The following is an 18,225-nucleotide window of genomic DNA, read 5'->3' as shown; positions in this document are numbered from 1 at the left end:
TCTTCCCGTATCAGCGCCGCGCGGGGGCTTTCTTGCCGCCGGATTTCTTCTTGCCGCGCAGCTGCGACTTCTCGATCAGCCCCTCATACTGGTGCGCCAGAAGATGCGACTGGATCTGGTTGATCGTGTCCATCGTGACCGAAACCACGATCAGCACCGAGGTGCCACCGAAATAGAACGGGATCGACAGCTGCGAACGCAGGATCTCGGGCAGAAGGCAGACGGCCGCCAGATAGGCCGAGCCGAGCACCAGGACGCGCGCCACGACATAGTCGAGATAATCCTCGGTCTTCTTGCCAGGGCGAATGCCCGGAATGAAGCCGCCTTGATTCTTCAGGTTCTCGGCCACATCGTCCGATTTGAACGATACGTTCGCGGTGTAGAAATAAGCGAAGAACACGATCATCGCCGTGAAGAACAGCAGATAAAGCGGCTGGCCGGGGCCGAAATAGGCCAGAATCGTCGACATGATCGGCCCGGTCTGCGCGCCCGAGAAGGTCGAGATCGTGGTCGGCAGCAGCAGCAGCGACGAGGCGAAGATCGCCGGGATCACGCCTGCCGGGTTCACCTTGATCGGCAGGTGAGAGGAGCCGCCGTCATAGACCTTCATGCCAACCTGGCGGCGCGGATACTGGATATGGATCTTGCGCAGCGCGCGCTCCATGAAGACCACGAACCCGATCACCGCGACGACCATCACGATCACGCCCAGGATGACCGGGGTCGGGATCGCGCCCGAACGGCCCTGGCTGAAGAACAGCGCAAGCGCGGCCGGGATCTCGGCCACGATGCCCACGAAGATGATCAGCGAGATGCCGTTGCCGATGCCGCGCGCGGTGATCTGCTCGCCCAGCCACATCAGGAACATCGTCCCGCCCACCAGCGTGACCACGACCGAAAGCTTGAAGAACAGGCCCGGATCATGCGCCAGATCGCCCGCCTCGAGGCTGACGGCCAGGCCCCAGGCCTGGAACAGCGCCAGCGCCACGGTGCCGTAGCGCGTGATCTGGTTGATCTTCTTGCGGCCCTGCTCGCCTTCCTTCTTCATCTGCTCCAGCGAGGGCACCATGGCCGTCAGAAGCTGCACGATGATCGAGGCCGAGATATAGGGCATGATCCCGAGCGCGAAGATCCCCATGCGGCCAAGCGCGCCGCCGGTGAACATCGACAGGATGCCGCCAAGCCCGGCGGCCGCGCCTTCCATGAACTCCTTGAGGGCGGCCGTGTCGATCCCCGGAACCGGGATATAGGTGCCCAGGCGGTAGATGATCAGCAGGCCGATCGTGAAGAAAATTCGCTGGCGAAGCTCGGTCGCCTTGCCGAGGGCGCCCCAGCTGAGGTTCGCCGCCATTTGCTCTGCAGCAGATGCCATTTGCCCTGTCTCTTTCATGTCAGCGCCGCCGAACCGTTTCCCGGTCGGCGGCGCTTGGAAAACTGTTGCCTATGTAAGCGGGCCAAGCCCTGCCTACAACCGCTTATTCAGCCGCGGCAGCCACAACGGTCAGCTTGCCACCGGCTTTCTCGACGGCCTCGATGGCCGCCTTGGAGGCGCCGGTCACGTTCAGCGTGACCTTCGACTTGATCTCGCCCTTGGCCAGAACGCGGATACCGTCCAGCTTGCGGCGCACGAGGCCCGATGCGACCAGCGCCTCCTCGGAGATTTCGGCTTTCGCGTCAAGCTTGCCTTCGGCGATGAACTTCTCGATCAGGCCGAGGTTCACGACCGCGAAGGATTTCGCGTTCGGCTTGGTGAAGCCGCGCTTCGGCAGGCGGCGGTAAAGCGGCATCTGGCCGCCTTCATAGCCGTTCAGAGCCACGCCCGAGCGCGATTTCTGACCCTTGATGCCGCGGCCGGCGGTCTTGCCCTTGCCCGAACCCGGGCCGCGCGCCACGCGTTTCTTCTTGCGGGCAGCGCCTTCGTTGTCGCGCAGTTCATGCAGTTTCATGTCGCTTCTCCTTTGCCGGAAATGCCCCCACAAGCGACAGAGGGGCACACGCGGCGTTTCTTGTTGATTCCATGGCCCAAGGGGCCACCGGGGGCGTATAGCGGGGATGGGGCGGAAGGGTCAAGGCGCTTGATCGCCCGCCCATGCCTCAGACGATCCGCGCCTGCGCGAACTGGAAGTTCACCTTGATCTTTGCCGCCACAATCGCGTCATGCAGCCGCCCGCTCATGAAGATCTTTTTGTCAAGCTTGGACTCGAACCACAGATCCAGCCCCTCCAGCGCCGCGGCGGTGGCGGCGATATCGCCGTCCGCGAGGTTGGAAGCGCCCCATTTGTCGTAGCCGACGATTTCCTTTTTGAACACGTGGCGCAGCTTCTGGCACTGCTCGATCACCACGCTGTCCTTGATGCAGCCGAAATTGAGCAGATAGAAAGGCCCCGGCAGCGGGGTGACCTTGTCGGCCTGGTAGATCGGGAATTCGATCAGCCCGCCCTCGCCCAGGTCGAACTGCTTGAGCACTTCGGCCAGCTTGCCCCGCACGGCATAGAAACCGTCGGCCATGAACAGGTCCTTCTGCCGCGCCCAGCGTTTTTCATCAAAAACATAAATTGCCTCGGTGAACTCTTCGCGCGTCAGGGTGTGACCGTCGTAATGGCGGTGAATCGCGGCAAGCACATGTTTGGGAGGGACGCCAAGAATGATCGTCGGAGGCGCCCAGTCCTCGCCGTAGTATTTCTCGCGGATCCCTTGCTTGTCGCCGACACTCCCCTCAGTCATCACCGAGCTGACCCAGACCTCTTGCGTCATCATTTTCCCTGCCAATGCGTTTTCAGAATACGTCCATGGCCTATCACACTGGCGGGCGGTCGTGGAACAAACCCGATGTCGCATGGCGCGCGCCGGCCCTGCGCCGCACGCGGCCCCTGCAACGCATCCATCCCGCTGCACATTGCCCGGCGCCGCTTTCGGCATCCCCGTCTTCCCAAGTGGACCCGGCGAAACCGGCCGTGCCGTCACGCCCCAACGAATCCCCAGCCATCGGCGTAGAACCCGTGGACGGCACCCAGAAGGGTCAGCTTCTCTTCATGGGCCCACAGGGTTTCAAGGGTCAGGTCCAGATCGGGGGTGGTGATCTCAAGGCAATCTTCGTCCTCGTCGTCCTGCGCCTCGAAGCCCTCGACGGCATAACCGGCGGCAGCGGCGACCTCGGCGAAGGCATCCCAGTCGGCCGCGCCATCCTCGGCCAGGAACTGGAACGCGATCCGGGCACGGGCGGGCAAGGGCTCCATCGCCGCGATCTCGCGGAAGATCTTTGCGGTTTCCGCCTGCTGTTGCTTGAGGTCCATGGAACTTTCCCTGTGCAGAATGGCGTTCAATGAAAAACGTCCCGGCCTTTCGACCGGGACGTTCTGACAGTCACAGGCCCGAAGGCTCAGCCCTTGTCTTCCACGATGGTCACCAGATGCGGGATCTTGTTGACCATGCCGCGCACCGAGGGGGTATCCTCCAGCTCGCGGGTGCGGTTGATCTTGCCAAGGCCGAGGCCTTTCAGCGTCGCGGCCTGGATGGCCGGACGGCGGGCGGCGGAAGCGATCTGCTTCACGACGATGGTTTTCTTGGCCATGTCTCTCGCTCCTTACGCGTCGGTGGTTTCGGCTTCGGGCTTCTTGAGGATGTCCGCCACCTTCTTGCCGCGACGCTGCGCGACCGAACGGGGCGAGGCTTCCTTCTTGAGGCCGTCGATGGTGGCACGGATCATGTTGTAGGGGTTCTGCGAGCCGAGCGATTTCGCAACGACATCCTGAACGCCCAGCATCTCGAACACGGCACGCATCGGGCCGCCGGCGATGATCCCGGTCCCGGCGGGGGCGGTGCGCATCACGACCTTGCCCGCACCGTGGCGGCCTTCCATGTCGTGGTGCAGCGTGCGCCCGTCGCGCAGCGGCACACGCACGAGCGAGCGTTTTGCCTGCTCGGTCGCCTTGCGGATCGCCTCGGGCACTTCTTTCGCCTTGCCCTTGCCAAAGCCCACGCGGCCACGCTGGTCACCCACCACGACAAGCGCGGCGAAGCCAAAGCGTTTACCACCCTTCACGGTTTTCGACACGCGGTTGATCGCAACCAGACGATCGGCGAATTCCGGGGTTTCCTCGCGCTCTTCGCGGCGGCCCCGGCGGTTTTCACGTTCTGCCATAAGGCATTCCTTTCGTGATGGCGTGGTCTCACGCCGTTACATCCAATCCTGGTGGCCGGCCCGGATGCGCAAGGCAAGGGCGGGGCGGCCCCGGATCATCGGGGGGACGCGGACGTCCCCCGCCAGTATCAGAACTTCAGACCGCCTTCGCGGGCCGCATCGGCAAGCGCCTTGATCTTCCCGTGGAACAGGAAGCCGCCGCGGTCGAAATAGCACTCTTCGACACCGGCTTTCTTGGCACGCTCGGCAATCGCCGCGCCGATCTTGGCCGCCGCTTCGACGTTGTTCTTGCCCACGATGCCAAGCCCCTTTTCCAGGCTCGACGCCGAAGCGATGGTCACGCCGTTGACGTCGTCGATCAGCTGAACGCTGATGTTCTTCGACGAGCGGTGAACCGACAGGCGCGCACGCCCGTTGGCCATCGACCGCAGTTTGTTCCGAACGCGCAGGCGGCGCTTGAGGAACAGATCTCTCTTGGTGTTCGCCATTTTCGCGCCCCTTACTTCTTCTTGCCTTCCTTGCGGAAGACATATTCGCCCTTGTAGCGGATGCCTTTGCCCTTGTAGGGCTCGGGACGGCGCCACTCGCGGATATTCGCGGCAACCTGACCGACAACCTGCTGGTCGATGCCTTCCACAACGATTTCGGTTTGCTTCGGAGCGGTGACGGTCACCCCGGCCGGAACCTCGAAGTTGACTTCGTGGCTGTAGCCAAGCTGAAGCTTCAGAACATTGCCCTGCATCGCGGCGCGGTAGCCCACGCCCTGGATCTCGAGCTCTTTCTTGAAGCCTTCGGACACGCCGACAGCGAGGTTCTCCAGCATGGAGCGGGTCATGCCCCATTGCTGGCGGGCCCGCTTCGAGGTGCCGCGCGGTTTCACCGTGACCACGTTGTCTTCCAGCGTGATCGTCACATCATCCGTAGCGGTGAAGGAACGGGTGCCTTTCGGCCCCTTCATTTCCACCGTCTGGCCGCTGACCGAAGCGCTTACGCCCTTCGGCAGTTCGACGGGCTTCTTGCCAATACGAGACATCCTGCCCTCCTTAGAACACGGTGCAGAGCACTTCACCGCCAACATTGGCAGTGCGTGCAGCCGCGTCCGACATGACGCCTTTCGGCGTGGAGACGATCGACACACCCAGGCCCTGACGGACCGTCGGAATGTCCTTGACCGAAGCATAAACTCGGCGGCCCGGGGTGGACACGCGCTTGAGTTCGCGGATCACCGGGGTGCCTTCGAAATACTTCAGGCTGATTTCAAGCTCGGGGTGGCCATCGGCACCCGTCGTGTTCTCGTAACCGCGAATGTAGCCTTCCGCCGCCAGCACATCCAGAACCCAGGCGCGCAGCTTCGAAGCCGGCGTGCGGACGGTGGATTTGCCGCGCATCTGCGCGTTGCGGATGCGGGTCAGCATATCGCCGAGAGGATCGTTCATCGACATTTCCCGATCTCCTTACCAGCTCGACTTCACCATGCCGGGGATCTGGCCGAAGGAGGCCAGGTCGCGCAGCATGATCCGCGAGAGTTTGAGCTTACGGTAGTAAGCATGGGGACGGCCGGTCAGCTGGCACCGGTTGTGCAGACGGACGGCCGACGAGTTGCGGGGCAGTTCCGCCAGTTTCAGAGTCGCCTTGAAGCGCTCTTCCATCGGACGGTCCTGGTCTTCGATGACCGCCTTGAGTGCGGCGCGCTTGCCGGCGAACTTGTTCACCAGGCGCTGACGCTTCACTTCGCGTTCAATCATGGATTTCTTTGCCATGTGGTCTTCTCTCCCCGCGATCAGCTGTTGAACGGCATGTTGAAATGCTTCAACAGCGCCTTCGCTTCCGCGTCTTTCGATGCGGTGGTGCAGATGATGATGTCCATGCCCAGAACCTCGTCGACCTTGTCGAAGTCGATTTCCGGGAACACGATGTGCTCCTTGAGGCCCATCGCGTAGTTGCCACGGCCGTCGAACGAAGACCCCTTCACGCCGCGGAAGTCGCGCACGCGCGGCAGCGCAATGTTGATCAGACGGTCGAGGAATTCATACATCCGGTCGCCACGCAGCGTCACCTTGGTGCCAAGCGGCATTTCCTCACGGACGCGGAAGCCGGCGATCGACTTCTTGGCCTTCGTGATGACAGCCTTCTGACCGGCAATGAGCGACAGCTCTTCCGAGGCCTGCTTGACCTTCTTGGTGTCCTTCACGGCTTCGCCGACACCCATGTTCAGGACGATCTTGTCCAGACGCGGGATCTGCATGTCGTTCTTGAACCCGAACTCTTCCTTCAGGGCAGCGCGGATCGTCTCTTTGTAAAGAGTTTTCAGGCGCGGCGTATAGGTTGCTTGATCCAGCATCAGAGCACCTCCCCCGTGGTCTTGGCGAAACGCACCTTCTTGCCGTCTTCCTCGCGGAAGCCGACGCGGGTGGCCTTGCCGTTCTTGTCCATCAGGGCAAGGTTCGACAGGTCGATCGGCATGGCCTTGGCCACGCGGCCGCCCTGCTGGGCCTGCGTCTGACGCTGATGGCGGATCGCCACGTTGATACCATCGACGATGGCCTTGTTCTCTTTGGGGAGAACGGTGGTGATCTCACCCTGCTTGCCCTTGTCCTTGCCGGCGAGCACGACGACCTTGTCGCCCTTGCGAAGTTTCGCAGCCATTACAGCACCTCCGGCGCAAGCGAGATGATCTTCATGAAGTTCTTCGCGCGCAGCTCACGCACGACCGGCCCGAAGATACGGGTGCCGACCGGTTCGCCCTGGTTGTTCAGGATGACGGCGGCGTTGCGGTCAAAGCGGATTGCGGTGCCGTCTTCACGGCGAACTTCCTTGGCGGTGCGCACGACGACGGCCTTGCGGACATCGCCTTTCTTCACGCGACCGCGCGGGATGGCTTCCTTGACGGATACGACAATGATGTCGCCCACCGACGCATAGCGACGGTGCGAACCACCCAGAACCTTGATGCACTGAACCCGGCGTGCGCCGGAGTTGTCAGCAACATCCAGATTGGTCTGCATCTGGATCATTTGGTTTCTCCCGACCTTTGGGGACGTTCCCCAGGGTTTCGTTCAAGCTGGGATCGCGATCTCGGCCTCAGGCCTCGACCACGACGGTCCAGCGTTTCGTCTTCGACATCGGCGCGCATTCTTCGATGCGGACCGTGTCGCCAACCTTGAACTGGTTGTTGGCGTCATGCGCCCGGTATTTCTTCGACTTCCGGACGGTCTTTTGCAGCAGCGGGTGCTTGAACCGGCGCTCGACCAGGACGGTGATCGTCTGGTCGTTCTTGTCCGAAGTCACGGTGCCTTGCAGGATACGTTTGGGCATTCTCGGAAACTCCTCAGTTCGCGGCTTCAGCGGCTTTTTGGTTCAGAACCGTCTTCACGCGGGCAACGTCACGGCGGACGGCGCGCATGCGGGCGGTGTTCTCAAGCTGACCGGTGGCCTGCTGGAAGCGAAGGTTGAAGGCTTCCTTCTTCAGAGCGACGAGCTGGTCACGCAGCTCATCAGGCGATTTCGCCTTGAGTTCTTGGGCGTTCATCCCATGGTCCTTTCTTGGCACCAGAGGGCCCCGAAGCGGGTGACCCTGCGCCTGGTGGGTTATGTCTGCCCCGCGTCAGGGAGGGATCCCCGTCGCCGGACCCGCGGGCATTACCACCCCGGTCCTAATGTGGCAAGACGATTCTCGGAAAAACGGAACCCCGGGATGATCCCCGGGGTTCCGGTGTTGCTTTGGCCTGAAGACTTACCAGTCTTCGCGGGCGACGATACGGGTCATGACCGGAAGCTTGTTCGCGCCAAGGCGCAGGGCCTCGCGGGCGATCGTTTCGGACACGCCGTCGATCTCGAACATGATCCGGCCCGGTTTCACCTTGGCCGCCCAGTAGTCGACGGAACCCTTACCTTTACCCATCCGGACTTCGGTCGGCTTCGAGGAGACCGGAGTATCCGGGAAGACGCGGATCCAGACACGGCCCTGACGCTTCATGTGGCGGGTGATCGCGCGGCGGGCCGCTTCGATCTGGCGCGCCGTCACACGCTCGGGCTCGGTCGCTTTCAGCGCGAAGGACCCGAAGTTCAGGTTGAAGCCGCCTTTGGCCTCACCGTGAATCCGGCCCTTGTGCATCTTGCGGAACTTGGTGCGTTTCGGTTGCAGCATTGTTCACACTCCTCAGCGCGCGTCGCGACGCGGGCCACGCGGCGCCGGGCCTTCCTGGGCCTCGGCGGCCTTGCGGTCGCGTGCTTGCGGATCATGTTCCATGATCTCGCCTTTGAAGATCCAGACCTTCACCCCGATGATCCCGTAAGGGGTCGAGGCTTCGGACAGCGCATAGTCGATATCCGCGCGCAGCGTGTGCAGCGGAACGCGACCTTCGCGGTACCACTCGGTCCGCGCGATCTCGGCGCCGCCCAGACGGCCCGACACGTTCACCCGGATGCCAAGCGCACCCATGCGCATCGCGTTCTGCACCGCGCGTTTCATCGCGCGACGGAACGAGACGCGGCGCTCAAGCTGCTGCGCGATCGATTCCGCGACCAGCTGGGCGTCAAGCTCGGGCTTGCGCACTTCGACGATGTTGAGGTGCAGCTCCGAGCTGGTGAAGTTCGCCAGCTTCTTGCGCAGGGTTTCGATATCGGCGCCTTTCTTGCCGATGATCACGCCCGGACGCGCGGCATGGATGGTCACGCGGCACTTCTTGTGCGGACGCTCGATGATGACGCGGCTCACACCGGCCTGCTTGGCCTCGGCGTGGATGAAGTCGCGCATCTTGATGTCTTCAAGAAGCAGGTTGCCGTAGTCCTTGCTGTCGGCGAACCAGCGGCTGTCCCAGGTGCGGTTGACCTGAAGGCGCATGCCGATCGGATTAACCTTCTGACCCATTACGCTTGCTCCTCGATCTGACGCACCTTGATGGTGATTTCCGAAAACGGCTTCATGATCTTGCCGAACCGGCCACGCGCCCGCGGACGGCCGCGCTTCATCACCAGGTTCTTGCCGACCCAGGCTTCGGCAACCACGAGGTTGTCGACATCCAGACCGTGATTGTTTTCCGCATTGGCGATCGCCGATTGCAGGCATTTCTTCACGTCTTCGGCGATCCGCTTCTTCGAGAAGGTCAGGTCGGCCAGGGCCTTTTCCACCTTCTTGCCGCGGATCATGCCGGCGACGAGATTGAGCTTTTGCGGCGAGGTGCGAAGCATGCGCGTTTTCGCCATTGCCTCGTTGTCCGCCACGCGGCGCGGATTTTGTTCCTTACCCATGACGATTACTTCCTCTTGGCTTTCTTGTCGGCGGCGTGACCGTAATAGGTCCGGGTCGGCGAATACTCACCGAACTTCTGGCCGATCATCTCTTCGGTGACGTTCACCGGGATGTGCTTCTGACCGTTGTAGACCCCGAAGGTGAGGCCCACGAATTGCGGCAGGATGGTCGAACGACGCGACCAGATCTTGATCACATCGCCTTTGCCCGACGCGCGCGCCTTTTCCGCTTTCTTCAGCAGATAGGCGTCGACGAAAGGGCCTTTCCAAACAGAACGTGCCATATCTTAACGACCCTTCTTAGCGTTGCGCGAACGGAGAATGTATTTGTCCGTCTTCTTGTTCGAGCGGGTCTTGTTGCCCTTGGTGCCCTTGCCCCACGGGGTAACCGGGTGACGGCCACCAGAGGTGCGGCCTTCACCACCGCCATGCGGGTGGTCGATCGGGTTCATGGCAACACCGCGAACGGTCGGACGCACGCCCATGTGGCGCTTGCGGCCGGCCTTGCCGAGGTTCTGGTTCGAGTGGTCGGCATTCGAAACCGCGCCGATGGTCGCCATGCATTCCTGGCGCACCAGACGCAGCTCGCCCGACGAGAGGCGGATCTGCGCATAGCCACCGTCACGGCCGACGAACTGGGCATAGGTGCCCGCGGCACGCGCCAGCTGGCCGCCCTTGCCGGGCTTCAGCTCGACGTTGTGCACGATCGTGCCGATCGGCATGCCCGAGAACGGCATCGCGTTGCCCGGCTTGATGTCCTGCTTCGCGCCGGCGATCACGGTGTCGCCCACGGCCAGGCGCTGCGGGGCCAGGATATAGGCCAGCTCGCCGTCCTGGTATTTCACCAGCGCGATGAATGCGGTGCGGTTGGGATCGTATTCGATACGCTCGACGGTTGCCGGAACATCGAATTTGCGACGCTTGAAGTCGACGATACGGTAGAGGCGTTTCGCGCCGCCACCCTTGTGCCACATCGTGACGCGCCCGGTATTGTTCCGGCCACCCGTCTTGGTCAGACCCTCGGTGAGGGCTTTGACGGGGCGGCCTTTCCAAAGCTCCGAACGGTCGATCAGAACCAGCCCACGCTGGCCCGGCGTCGTCGGTTTATACGACTTGAGTGCCATGCTCTCTGTCTTCCGTTGCTTTGGACCAAAGGTCCGTTTCGTAAGGGGCGCCGTAGCTCCCCGGTTCGCTGCCCCGGTTGCCCGGAGCATAAAACTCAACGGGCCCGGATGGCCGGGCCCGCAGGATTCGTGCGGCTTCTATCAGAGGCCGGTCGAGACGTCGATAGTCATTCCGTCTTCCAGCGTGACATAGGCTTTCTTCACGTCGCTGCGCGAGCCGAGCTGGCCGCGGAAACGCTTGACCTTGCCTTTGGTGAGGACGGTGTTGACCGCTTTCACCTTCACGCCGAACAGCGCCTCGACCGCTTCCTTGATCTGCGGCTTGTTGGCGTCTTTCGCCACCTGAAACACCACGGCGCCGTTTTCGGACGCCATCGTGGCTTTCTCGGTGATGATCGGCTTGACGATCACGTCGTAATATTCAGCTTTCGCGCTCATTTCAGACGAGCCTCCAGAGCTTCGACACCCGCCTTCGTGATCACCAGCGTGTCACGCTTGAGGATGTCATAGACGTTGGCGCCCATCGACGGCAGGATATCGATGCCTTCGATGTTGCGCGCGGCGCGGGCGAAGTTCTCGTTCACGTCGGCCCCGTCGATGATGAGGACGCGCTTCCAGCCGAGTTCTTTGGCGGCTTTCGCCAGGATCGCGGTCTTCGCTTCCTTCATGTCGACCGAATCCAGCACCACCAGGTTGCCGGTCGCGGCCTTCGACGACAGCGCATGCTTCAGACCCAGCGCCCGGAACTTCTTGGGCAGGTCATGGGCGTGGCTGCGCGGGGTCGGACCCTTGTAGACGCCGCCGTGACGGAAGATCGGTGCCTTGCGACTGCCGTGACGGGCGCCACCGGTGCCCTTCTGGCGGTAGATCTTCTTGGTCGAGTAGGACACTTCCGACTTGGTCAGAACCGAGTGGGTGCCCGCCTGGGCCTTGGCACGCTGCCACCGCACGACGCGGTGCAGGATGTCGGCGCGGGGTTCGAGACCGAAGATGTCATCGGACAGGTCGATCGAACCTGCCTTCGCACCTTCAAGCTTGATCACGTCGAGTTTCATGCTTCACCCCCTTCGACCGAGGCTTCTTCGGCCGGAGCAGCAGCGGCAGTCGCCGCCGATTTCAGCGCGGCAGGCATCGGCACGTCGTTCGGCAGCGGCTTTTTCACCGCGTCCTTGATCGTGACCCAGCCGCCCTTGGCGCCCGGAACCGAGCCCTTGACCATGATCAGGCCGCGGTCGGCATCGGTCTTGACGACCTGGATGTTCTGAGTGGTCACACGCACGGCACCCAGATGGCCGGCCATCTTCTTGCCCTTGAACACCTTGCCCGGATCCTGACACTGGCCGGTCGACCCGTGCGAGCGGTGGCTGATCGACACGCCGTGCGAGGCGCGCAGACCGCCGAAGTTGTGACGCTTCATCGCACCGGCAAAGCCTTTACCGATCGAGGTGCCCGCGATGTCCACGAACTGCCCGGCGGCATAGTGCTCGGCCGAGATCTCGGCGCCCACGTCGATCAGGTTCTCGGGGCTCACGCGGAACTCGGCGACCTTGCGCTTGGGGGCCACGTTCGCCTTGGCGAAATGGCCGCGCAGGGCGGCGGTCGTGCGTTTGGCCTTGGCATTGCCCGCACCAAGCTGAACGGCGGTATAGCCGTCCTTCTCGGAGGTGCGCTGCGCTACGACCTGAAGGTTGTCAAGCTGGAGGACGGTCACAGGAACCTGTTTGCCATCCTCGAGGAACAGCCGGGTCATGCCCAGCTTCTTGGCGATAACACCAGAACGCATGTGCCCCTCCTCAGACCTTGATTTCGACGTCGACGCCGGCAGCGAGGTCGAGCTTCATCAGCGCGTCCACGGTTTGCGGGGTCGGATCGACGATGTCGAGAAGGCGCTTGTGCGTGCGGATCTCCCACTGGTCGCGCGACTTCTTGTCGATATGCGGACCACGCAGAACCGTGAATTTCTCGATCTTGTTCGGAAGCGGAATCGGTCCGCGGACCTGGGCACCCGTGCGCTTGGCCGTGTTCACGATTTCCTGGGTGCTGGCGTCCAGCACGCGGTAATCGAAGGCCTTGAGCCGGATGCGAATGTTTTGACCAGTCATTGTCTTGCCTCTCGCAGGGGCTTTCAGAGGTTGAGAGGCAGACCCGCCGAATGCGGCGCCTGCGTCGAACCCAAATCTCTCGGAGATCAAGCGCGCGTCCTACGGTGGGCCACCTGCTCTGTCAAGAGAGATTGGCGCGCCTTTCGGCGCACCAACCGATTTCCTTCAGCAATGTTCCCGGCGGGCGTCACAGCCCGCCGAAATCGCATCACTCGATGATTTTGGCGACGACGCCAGCGCCGACGGTGCGGCCGCCTTCACGGATGGCGAAGCGCAGCTTCTCTTCCATCGCGATCGGGGCGATCAGCTCGACCTCGAACTTCAGGTTGTCGCCCGGCATCACCATCTCGGTGCCTTCCGGAAGGTTCACCGTGCCCGTCACGTCCGTCGTGCGGAAGTAGAACTGCGGACGGTAGTTCGCGAAGAACGGCGTGTGGCGGCCGCCTTCTTCCTTCGTCAGGATGTAGGCTTCGGCCTCGAACTTCGTGTGCGGCTTCACCGAGCCGGGCTTGCACAGCACCTGGCCACGCTCCACGCCGTCACGGTCGATCCCGCGCAGCAGCGCGCCGATATTGTCGCCCGCTTCCCCGCGATCCAAGAGCTTGCGGAACATCTCCACGCCCGTGCAGGTCGTCTTCTTGGTCGCGCGGATGCCCACGATCTCAAGTTCGTCGCCCACGTTCACCGCACCACGCTCCACGCGCCCGGTCACAACCGTGCCCCGGCCGGAAATCGAGAACACGTCCTCGATCGGCATCAGGAACGGCTGGTCAACAGCGCGCTCCGGCGTCGGGATGTAGCTGTCAACCGCTTCCATCAGCGCACGGATCGAGTTCTCGCCGATTTCCGGATCACGGCCTTCCATCGCCGCCAGCGCCGAGCCCTTGATGATCGGAATGTCGTCGCCGGGGTAGTCGTAGGACGACAGCAGCTCGCGGATCTCCATCTCGACCAGTTCGAGCAGTTCTTCGTCGTCGACCTGGTCGACCTTGTTCATGTAAACGACCATGTAGGGGATGCCCACCTGACGGCCGAGCAGGATGTGCTCGCGCGTCTGAGGCATCGGGCCGTCGGCCGCGTTCACCACAAGGATCGCGCCGTCCATCTGCGCCGCGCCCGTGATCATGTTCTTCACATAGTCCGCGTGGCCGGGGCAGTCCACATGCGCGTAGTGGCGCGTCGGCGTCTCGTATTCCACATGCGCCGTCGAGATCGTGATCCCGCGCGCCTTCTCTTCCGGCGCACCGTCAATCTGGTCGTAGGCCCGGAACTCCCCGAAATACTTCGTGATCGCTGCCGTCAGCGTCGTCTTGCCATGGTCAACGTGGCCGATCGTGCCGATGTTGACGTGCGGTTTCGTCCGTTCAAACTTTGCCTTTGCCATACTGGCCTCCTAATGTCTGGGAAAGGGGGGCGTTGCCGCCCTGCCCTTACGCGTATTTCTTCTGGATCTCGTCCGAGATGTTCTGCGGCACGGCTTCGTAGTGATCGAAGATCATGGTGAAGACCGCACGGCCCGAAGACATCGAACGCAGGTTGTTGATGTAGCCGAACATGTTGGCCAGCGGCACGAAGGCGTTGATCACGTTCGCATTGCCGCGGGTGTCCTGCCCCTGCACCATGCCCCGACGCGAGGTCAGGTCGCCGATGATGCCGCCGGTATATTCCTCCGGGGTCACCACTTCGACTTTCATGATCGGTTCGAGCAGCTTCGCACCGGCCTTTTTCAGGCCGTCGCGCATCGCCGCACGGGCCGCGATCTCGAACGCCAGCACCGAGGAGTCGACATCGTGGAACGCACCGTCAATGAGCGCGACCTTGAAGTCGATGACCGGGAAGCCCGCGAGCGGACCCGAATCCATGACCGACTTGATGCCCTTTTCGACGCCGGGGATGTATTCCTTCGGCACCGCACCGCCCACGATCTTCGATTCGAACGAATAGCCCTCGCCCGGTTCGGTCGGGGTGATGACGAGCTTGACGCGCGCGAACTGGCCGGTGCCCCCGGTCTGTTTCTTGTGCGTGTAGTCGATCTCGGCTTCGCGCGAGATGGTCTCGCGATAGGCCACTTGCGGGGCGCCGATATTCGCCTCGACCTTGAACTCCCGCTTCATGCGGTCGACGAGGATGTCGAGGTGAAGTTCGCCCATGCCCTTCATGATCGTCTGGCCCGATTCGAAATCGGTCTCGACGCGGAAGGACGGGTCTTCGGCCGCAAGACGTGCAAGCGCGAGGCCCATCTTCTCCTGGTCGGCCTTCGACTTCGGTTCCACCGCGATCTCGATCACCGGATCGGGGAAGGTCATGGTTTCCAGAACCACCTGCTTGCTGGCGTCCGAAAGCGTGTCGCCCGTGGTGGTTTCCTTCAGGCCGGCCAGTGCGATGATGTCGCCGGCAAAGGCTTCCTCGATCTCCTCGCGGTTGATCGAATGCATCATCATCATGCGGCCGATACGCTCGCGCTTGCCCTTCGTGGTGTTCATGATCTGGTCGCCCTTGCGCAGGACGCCGGAATAGATCCGCGTGAAGGTCAGCGAGCCGACGAAGGGGTCGTTCATGATCTTGAACGCCAGGGCGGCGAAGGGCGACTCGTCCGTGGCCTCGCGCGCGATGTTGCGCGTTTCGGTCTCGTCATCAGGCGAGAAGCCCATCAGCGTGGGGACATCCACCGGGGCCGGCAGGAAGTCGATCACGGCGTTGAGCAGCGGCTGCACGCCTTTGTTCTTGAACGCCGAGCCGGCCATGACCGGGAAGAACGACAGCGACAGCGTGCCCTTGCGGATCAGCTTGCGCAGCGTGGCCTCGTCGGGCTCGTTGCCCTCGAGGTAGGCTTCCATCGCGTCGTCGTCCTGCTCCACGGCAAGCTCGACCAGGTTGGCGCGCCAGGTATCGGCCAGATCCTTCAGATCGTCGCGGATCGGCTGACGGACCCAGCTTGCGCCGAGGTCTTCGCCCTTCCAGACCCATTCTTCCATCTTCACGAGGTCGACGATGCCTTCCAGCGTATCCTCGGCGCCGATCGGCAGGGCGATCGGGCAGGGCGTGCCGCCGGTGCGGTCCTTGATCATGTCGACGCATTTGAAATAGTCGGCGCCGATCTTGTCCATCTTGTTGACGAACACGATGCGCGGAACCTTGTAGCGGTCAGCCTGACGCCACACCGTTTCGGTCTGCGGCTCGACACCGGCGTTGGCGTCGAGCAGGCAGACAGCACCGTCCAGCACCGCCAGCGAGCGTTCGACTTCGATGGTGAAGTCAACGTGGCCGGGGGTGTCGATGATGTTGAAGCGGTATTTCGTGTCCGAGATGCCCTCGGCGGTCGGATCTTCCTGGCGCTGCCAGAAGGTCGTCGTCGCGGCCGAGGTGATGGTGATCCCGCGTTCCTGCTCCTGCTCCATCCAGTCCATCGTCGAAGCGCCATCGTGCGTTTCGCCGATCTTGTGGTTCTTGCCGGTGTAGAACAGGATACGTTCGGTCGTCGTGGTCTTGCCCGCGTCGATATGGGCCATGATGCCGAAGTTGCGGTAGCGGGTCAGCGGATAGGCGCGTGCCATTTCTTGTGCTCCTGTTACCAGCGGTAATGGCTGAACGCTTTGTTCGCGTCGGCCATCTTGTGGGTGTCTTCGCGCTTCTTCACGGCCGAACCACGCGAGTTCACGGCATCCAGAAGCTCGCCGGCAAGGCGCTCTTCCATGGTGTGCTCGTTGCGGTTCTTTGCGGCGGTGATCAGCCAGCGGATCGCCAAGGCCTCACGGCGGGTCGGACGGACCTCGACGGGAACCTGATAGGTGGCACCACCCACGCGGCGCGAACGCACTTCGACCGAAGGCTTCACGTTGTCGAGGGCTTCGTGGAACACCTCGACGGGCTCGCGCTTGAGCTTGCCTTCAACACGCTCCAGCGCGTTGTAGACGATGCGTTCGGCGACGGACTTCTTGCCGTCGACCATCAGGTTGTTCATGAACTTGGTAAGAACGCGGTCGCCATACTTGGCGTCCGGCAGAACTTCGCGCTTCTCAGCGGCGTGACGACGAGACATCTGGTGATCTCCTTACTTCGGACGCTTCGCGCCGTATTTCGAACGACGCTGGCGACGGTCTTTGACGCCTTGCGTATCGAGAACACCGCGGAGGATGTGATAACGGACGCCCGGAAGGTCTTTTACCCGGCCGCCACGGATCAGGACCACCGAGTGTTCCTGAAGGTTGTGCTTTTCGCCGGGGATGTAGCTGATCACCTCGAAGCCGTTGGTCAGACGGACCTTGGCAACTTTCCGCATGGCGGAGTTCGGTTTCTTCGGCGTCGTCGTGTAGACGCGCGTGCAGACGCCACGCTTCTGCGGGCAGGACTGGAGGTGCTGCGACTTCGAGCGCTGCACCTTGGGCTGCCGCGGTTTGCGGATCAGCTGTTGAATCGTCGGCATTAGGTTCGCCCTATCTTTGCAACCCGTTTAATCATCGCCCGTCAGCGACTTTCGGGGGCATTTCACTCAGAAGGTGCCCTGCGCGTCCGCAAAACACCAAAACCGCATGCGTCCCTTGACCGGGACGACGCGGCGGAATTCCAGAGGATCGGGGCATCTGCCCGGATCGTGACCATGAACGGTTCTGGGGCCAAACGGACACACTTCGCCCGTCAGGTAGCGGGCGTATAGGCGGAGTCGCCGGGGTTGTCAACACTGGCCCCGCGGCCTATCCGCGCCCCGCGCGGCGCGCCAGCTTCTGCTCGCGGTAGAAGGTGTAGATCCCCGTCGCAACCACGATCGCGGCGCCGATCAGGGTCAGCGTCTCGGGCCAGTCGCCGAAAACCACCCAGCCCAGGATCAGCGCGAAAACCAGCGAGGTATAGCGCAGCGGCGCAACCAGGTCGATATCGCCGACCCGCATCGCCGCGACGGCACTCAGATAGCCCGCCACAAGGAAACTGCCCCCCAACAGGATCAAAAGGGCGATGCGCGGGCTGACCCCCACCCAGATGCCCGAAAGCAGCGTTCCGATCCCGCCCATCACCGTCACCGAGACCGCCGCGACAAGGGCCACGAAGACCGAGGGCACCGCCCGCCCCAACTGCCGCGTCGTCAGGTCGCGCAACACCACGAACCCCACCGAGACAAGGCCCAGCACCGCCTCGATCCCGAAATCCCCGCTACCCGGGCGCACGATCAGAAGCACCCCCAGAAACCCCGTCAGGATCGCCGCCAGACGGCGAATGCCGATCGGCGCGCGCAAGAACAGCGCCGCCGCCAGCGTCACGGCCAGCGGCGCGGCCTGCATGATCGCCGACAGGGTGGCCAGCGGCATGCGCGTCAGCGCGTAAAGAAAGGTGATGGTCGCGGCCAGTTCCCCGAAGGTCCGCCAGCCGATCAGCCGCCGGTCGTGCGGCTCGATCCCGCGCAGGGCCACCCGGCCCCGGCCAAGGATCAGGCCCAGCCCGGCCACCGTGACCAGACCACGCAGGAAGATCGCCTGGAACAGCGGCATCTCTTCGGTGACGAGCTTCATGATCGTGTCATTGCCGACAAAGGCGGCCATCGCCGCCGTCATCAGGATAACCCCGCGCATATTGTCCGTCATCGCGATCCCCGGCGAAGGCAAGAAAAAGGCCCCGC

At 62.7% G+C, this 18,225-nt stretch carries 29 protein-coding genes; all 29 read right to left on the bottom strand.

Annotated features, from left to right (window positions below):
• Window positions 1–10: 10 nt before the first annotated feature.
• Window positions 11–1,372 carry a preprotein translocase subunit SecY gene (gene secY / locus AC4PTO_RS01610; RefSeq protein ID WP_492731261.1) on the bottom strand — a complete coding sequence of 454 codons (1,362 nt, stop codon included), beginning with the start codon at window positions 1,370–1,372 and terminating at the stop codon, window positions 11–13.
• Window positions 1,373–1,475: 103 nt separating this feature from the next.
• The gene (rplO, locus tag AC4PTO_RS01605; RefSeq protein ID WP_492731259.1) at window positions 1,476–1,946 is read right to left on the bottom strand and encodes a 50S ribosomal protein L15; all 471 of its coding nucleotides are present in this window, start codon (window positions 1,944–1,946) and stop codon (window positions 1,476–1,478) included.
• A 148-nt stretch (window positions 1,947–2,094) separates the two neighbouring features.
• On the bottom strand, window positions 2,095–2,919 hold the full coding sequence (locus AC4PTO_RS01600; protein ID WP_492731256.1) for a hypothetical protein: 825 nt from the start codon (window positions 2,917–2,919) through the stop codon (window positions 2,095–2,097).
• A gap of 41 nt (window positions 2,920–2,960) precedes the next feature.
• Window positions 2,961–3,293, bottom strand: coding sequence for a ribonuclease E inhibitor RraB (locus AC4PTO_RS01595; protein WP_492731255.1), 333 nt, complete (start codon window positions 3,291–3,293; stop codon window positions 2,961–2,963).
• Window positions 3,294–3,379: 86 nt separating this feature from the next.
• Window positions 3,380–3,571, bottom strand: coding sequence for a 50S ribosomal protein L30 (gene rpmD / locus AC4PTO_RS01590; protein WP_492731253.1), 192 nt, complete (start codon window positions 3,569–3,571; stop codon window positions 3,380–3,382).
• A gap of 12 nt (window positions 3,572–3,583) precedes the next feature.
• Window positions 3,584–4,141 (bottom strand): 30S ribosomal protein S5, encoded by a 558-nt coding sequence (rpsE, locus tag AC4PTO_RS01585; RefSeq protein ID WP_492731251.1) that lies wholly within the window; start codon window positions 4,139–4,141, stop codon window positions 3,584–3,586.
• 128 nt (window positions 4,142–4,269) lie between these two features.
• Window positions 4,270–4,629 (bottom strand): 50S ribosomal protein L18, encoded by a 360-nt coding sequence (rplR, locus tag AC4PTO_RS01580; RefSeq protein WP_492731249.1) that lies wholly within the window; start codon window positions 4,627–4,629, stop codon window positions 4,270–4,272.
• 11 nt (window positions 4,630–4,640) lie between these two features.
• The gene (gene rplF / locus AC4PTO_RS01575; protein WP_492731247.1) at window positions 4,641–5,174 is read right to left on the bottom strand and encodes a 50S ribosomal protein L6; all 534 of its coding nucleotides are present in this window, start codon (window positions 5,172–5,174) and stop codon (window positions 4,641–4,643) included.
• A 10-nt stretch (window positions 5,175–5,184) separates the two neighbouring features.
• Entirely contained in the window at window positions 5,185–5,583 is a 399-nt protein-coding gene (rpsH, locus tag AC4PTO_RS01570; RefSeq protein ID WP_492731245.1) for a 30S ribosomal protein S8, read from the bottom strand.
• Between the two features lie 12 nt (window positions 5,584–5,595).
• Entirely contained in the window at window positions 5,596–5,901 is a 306-nt protein-coding gene (gene rpsN / locus AC4PTO_RS01565; protein ID WP_492731243.1) for a 30S ribosomal protein S14, read from the bottom strand.
• Window positions 5,902–5,921: 20 nt separating this feature from the next.
• Window positions 5,922–6,482: a 50S ribosomal protein L5 gene (gene rplE, locus AC4PTO_RS01560; RefSeq protein ID WP_492731241.1), complete on the bottom strand. Its 561-nt coding sequence runs from the start codon at window positions 6,480–6,482 to the stop codon at window positions 5,922–5,924.
• A complete protein-coding gene (rplX, locus tag AC4PTO_RS01555) occupies window positions 6,482–6,787 on the bottom strand; it encodes a 50S ribosomal protein L24 (RefSeq protein WP_492731239.1) in 306 nt (101 codons plus the stop codon). The genes rplE and rplX overlap by 1 nt, the downstream gene beginning before the upstream one ends.
• Entirely contained in the window at window positions 6,787–7,155 is a 369-nt protein-coding gene (gene rplN, locus AC4PTO_RS01550; protein WP_022705624.1) for a 50S ribosomal protein L14, read from the bottom strand. The genes rplX and rplN overlap by 1 nt, the downstream gene beginning before the upstream one ends.
• 67 nt (window positions 7,156–7,222) lie before the next feature.
• Window positions 7,223–7,456, bottom strand: coding sequence for a 30S ribosomal protein S17 (rpsQ, locus tag AC4PTO_RS01545; RefSeq protein ID WP_492731237.1), 234 nt, complete (start codon window positions 7,454–7,456; stop codon window positions 7,223–7,225).
• A gap of 13 nt (window positions 7,457–7,469) precedes the next feature.
• A complete protein-coding gene (rpmC, locus tag AC4PTO_RS01540) occupies window positions 7,470–7,670 on the bottom strand; it encodes a 50S ribosomal protein L29 (RefSeq protein ID WP_492731235.1) in 201 nt (66 codons plus the stop codon).
• A 204-nt stretch (window positions 7,671–7,874) separates the two neighbouring features.
• Window positions 7,875–8,288 (bottom strand): 50S ribosomal protein L16, encoded by a 414-nt coding sequence (rplP, locus tag AC4PTO_RS01535; RefSeq protein ID WP_492731234.1) that lies wholly within the window; start codon window positions 8,286–8,288, stop codon window positions 7,875–7,877.
• A gap of 12 nt (window positions 8,289–8,300) precedes the next feature.
• Window positions 8,301–9,011: a 30S ribosomal protein S3 gene (gene rpsC, locus AC4PTO_RS01530; protein ID WP_492731232.1), complete on the bottom strand. Its 711-nt coding sequence runs from the start codon at window positions 9,009–9,011 to the stop codon at window positions 8,301–8,303.
• On the bottom strand, window positions 9,011–9,391 hold the full coding sequence (rplV, locus tag AC4PTO_RS01525; protein ID WP_492731230.1) for a 50S ribosomal protein L22: 381 nt from the start codon (window positions 9,389–9,391) through the stop codon (window positions 9,011–9,013). Before rplV ends, rpsC begins: the two co-directional genes overlap by 1 nt.
• A gap of 5 nt (window positions 9,392–9,396) precedes the next feature.
• Window positions 9,397–9,675, bottom strand: coding sequence for a 30S ribosomal protein S19 (rpsS, locus tag AC4PTO_RS01520; protein ID WP_492731228.1), 279 nt, complete (start codon window positions 9,673–9,675; stop codon window positions 9,397–9,399).
• A gap of 3 nt (window positions 9,676–9,678) precedes the next feature.
• Complete coding sequence (rplB, locus tag AC4PTO_RS01515) at window positions 9,679–10,515, bottom strand: 50S ribosomal protein L2 (RefSeq protein WP_492731226.1); 837 nt, start codon at window positions 10,513–10,515, stop codon at window positions 9,679–9,681.
• Between the two features lie 141 nt (window positions 10,516–10,656).
• Entirely contained in the window at window positions 10,657–10,953 is a 297-nt protein-coding gene (locus tag AC4PTO_RS01510; protein WP_492731225.1) for a 50S ribosomal protein L23, read from the bottom strand.
• A complete protein-coding gene (rplD, locus tag AC4PTO_RS01505) occupies window positions 10,950–11,570 on the bottom strand; it encodes a 50S ribosomal protein L4 (RefSeq protein WP_492731224.1) in 621 nt (206 codons plus the stop codon). Before rplD ends, AC4PTO_RS01510 begins: the two co-directional genes overlap by 4 nt.
• Window positions 11,567–12,298, bottom strand: coding sequence for a 50S ribosomal protein L3 (rplC, locus tag AC4PTO_RS01500; RefSeq protein ID WP_492731223.1), 732 nt, complete (start codon window positions 12,296–12,298; stop codon window positions 11,567–11,569). Before rplC ends, rplD begins: the two co-directional genes overlap by 4 nt.
• A gap of 10 nt (window positions 12,299–12,308) precedes the next feature.
• Window positions 12,309–12,617: a 30S ribosomal protein S10 gene (rpsJ, locus tag AC4PTO_RS01495; RefSeq protein ID WP_036639457.1), complete on the bottom strand. Its 309-nt coding sequence runs from the start codon at window positions 12,615–12,617 to the stop codon at window positions 12,309–12,311.
• Window positions 12,618–12,825: 208 nt separating this feature from the next.
• Window positions 12,826–14,001 (bottom strand): elongation factor Tu, encoded by a 1,176-nt coding sequence (tuf, locus tag AC4PTO_RS01490; protein ID WP_492731197.1) that lies wholly within the window; start codon window positions 13,999–14,001, stop codon window positions 12,826–12,828.
• A gap of 46 nt (window positions 14,002–14,047) precedes the next feature.
• Window positions 14,048–16,171, bottom strand: coding sequence for an elongation factor G (fusA, locus tag AC4PTO_RS01485; protein WP_492731221.1), 2,124 nt, complete (start codon window positions 16,169–16,171; stop codon window positions 14,048–14,050).
• Window positions 16,172–16,185: 14 nt separating this feature from the next.
• A complete protein-coding gene (gene rpsG, locus AC4PTO_RS01480) occupies window positions 16,186–16,656 on the bottom strand; it encodes a 30S ribosomal protein S7 (RefSeq protein WP_492731218.1) in 471 nt (156 codons plus the stop codon).
• A gap of 12 nt (window positions 16,657–16,668) precedes the next feature.
• Window positions 16,669–17,040, bottom strand: a complete 372-nt coding sequence (gene rpsL / locus AC4PTO_RS01475; RefSeq protein WP_010399029.1) for a 30S ribosomal protein S12 — start codon at window positions 17,038–17,040, stop codon at window positions 16,669–16,671.
• 268 nt (window positions 17,041–17,308) lie between these two features.
• Window positions 17,309–18,190, bottom strand: coding sequence for a DMT family transporter (locus AC4PTO_RS01470; protein WP_492731216.1), 882 nt, complete (start codon window positions 18,188–18,190; stop codon window positions 17,309–17,311).
• Between the last annotated feature and the right edge of the window lie 35 nt (window positions 18,191–18,225).

It is taken from the genome of Rhodobacter maritimus, from assembly GCF_058747975.1.
Note: the sequence above shows the minus strand (reverse complement) of the source record. Positions and strands in the feature narration are given on the sequence as shown.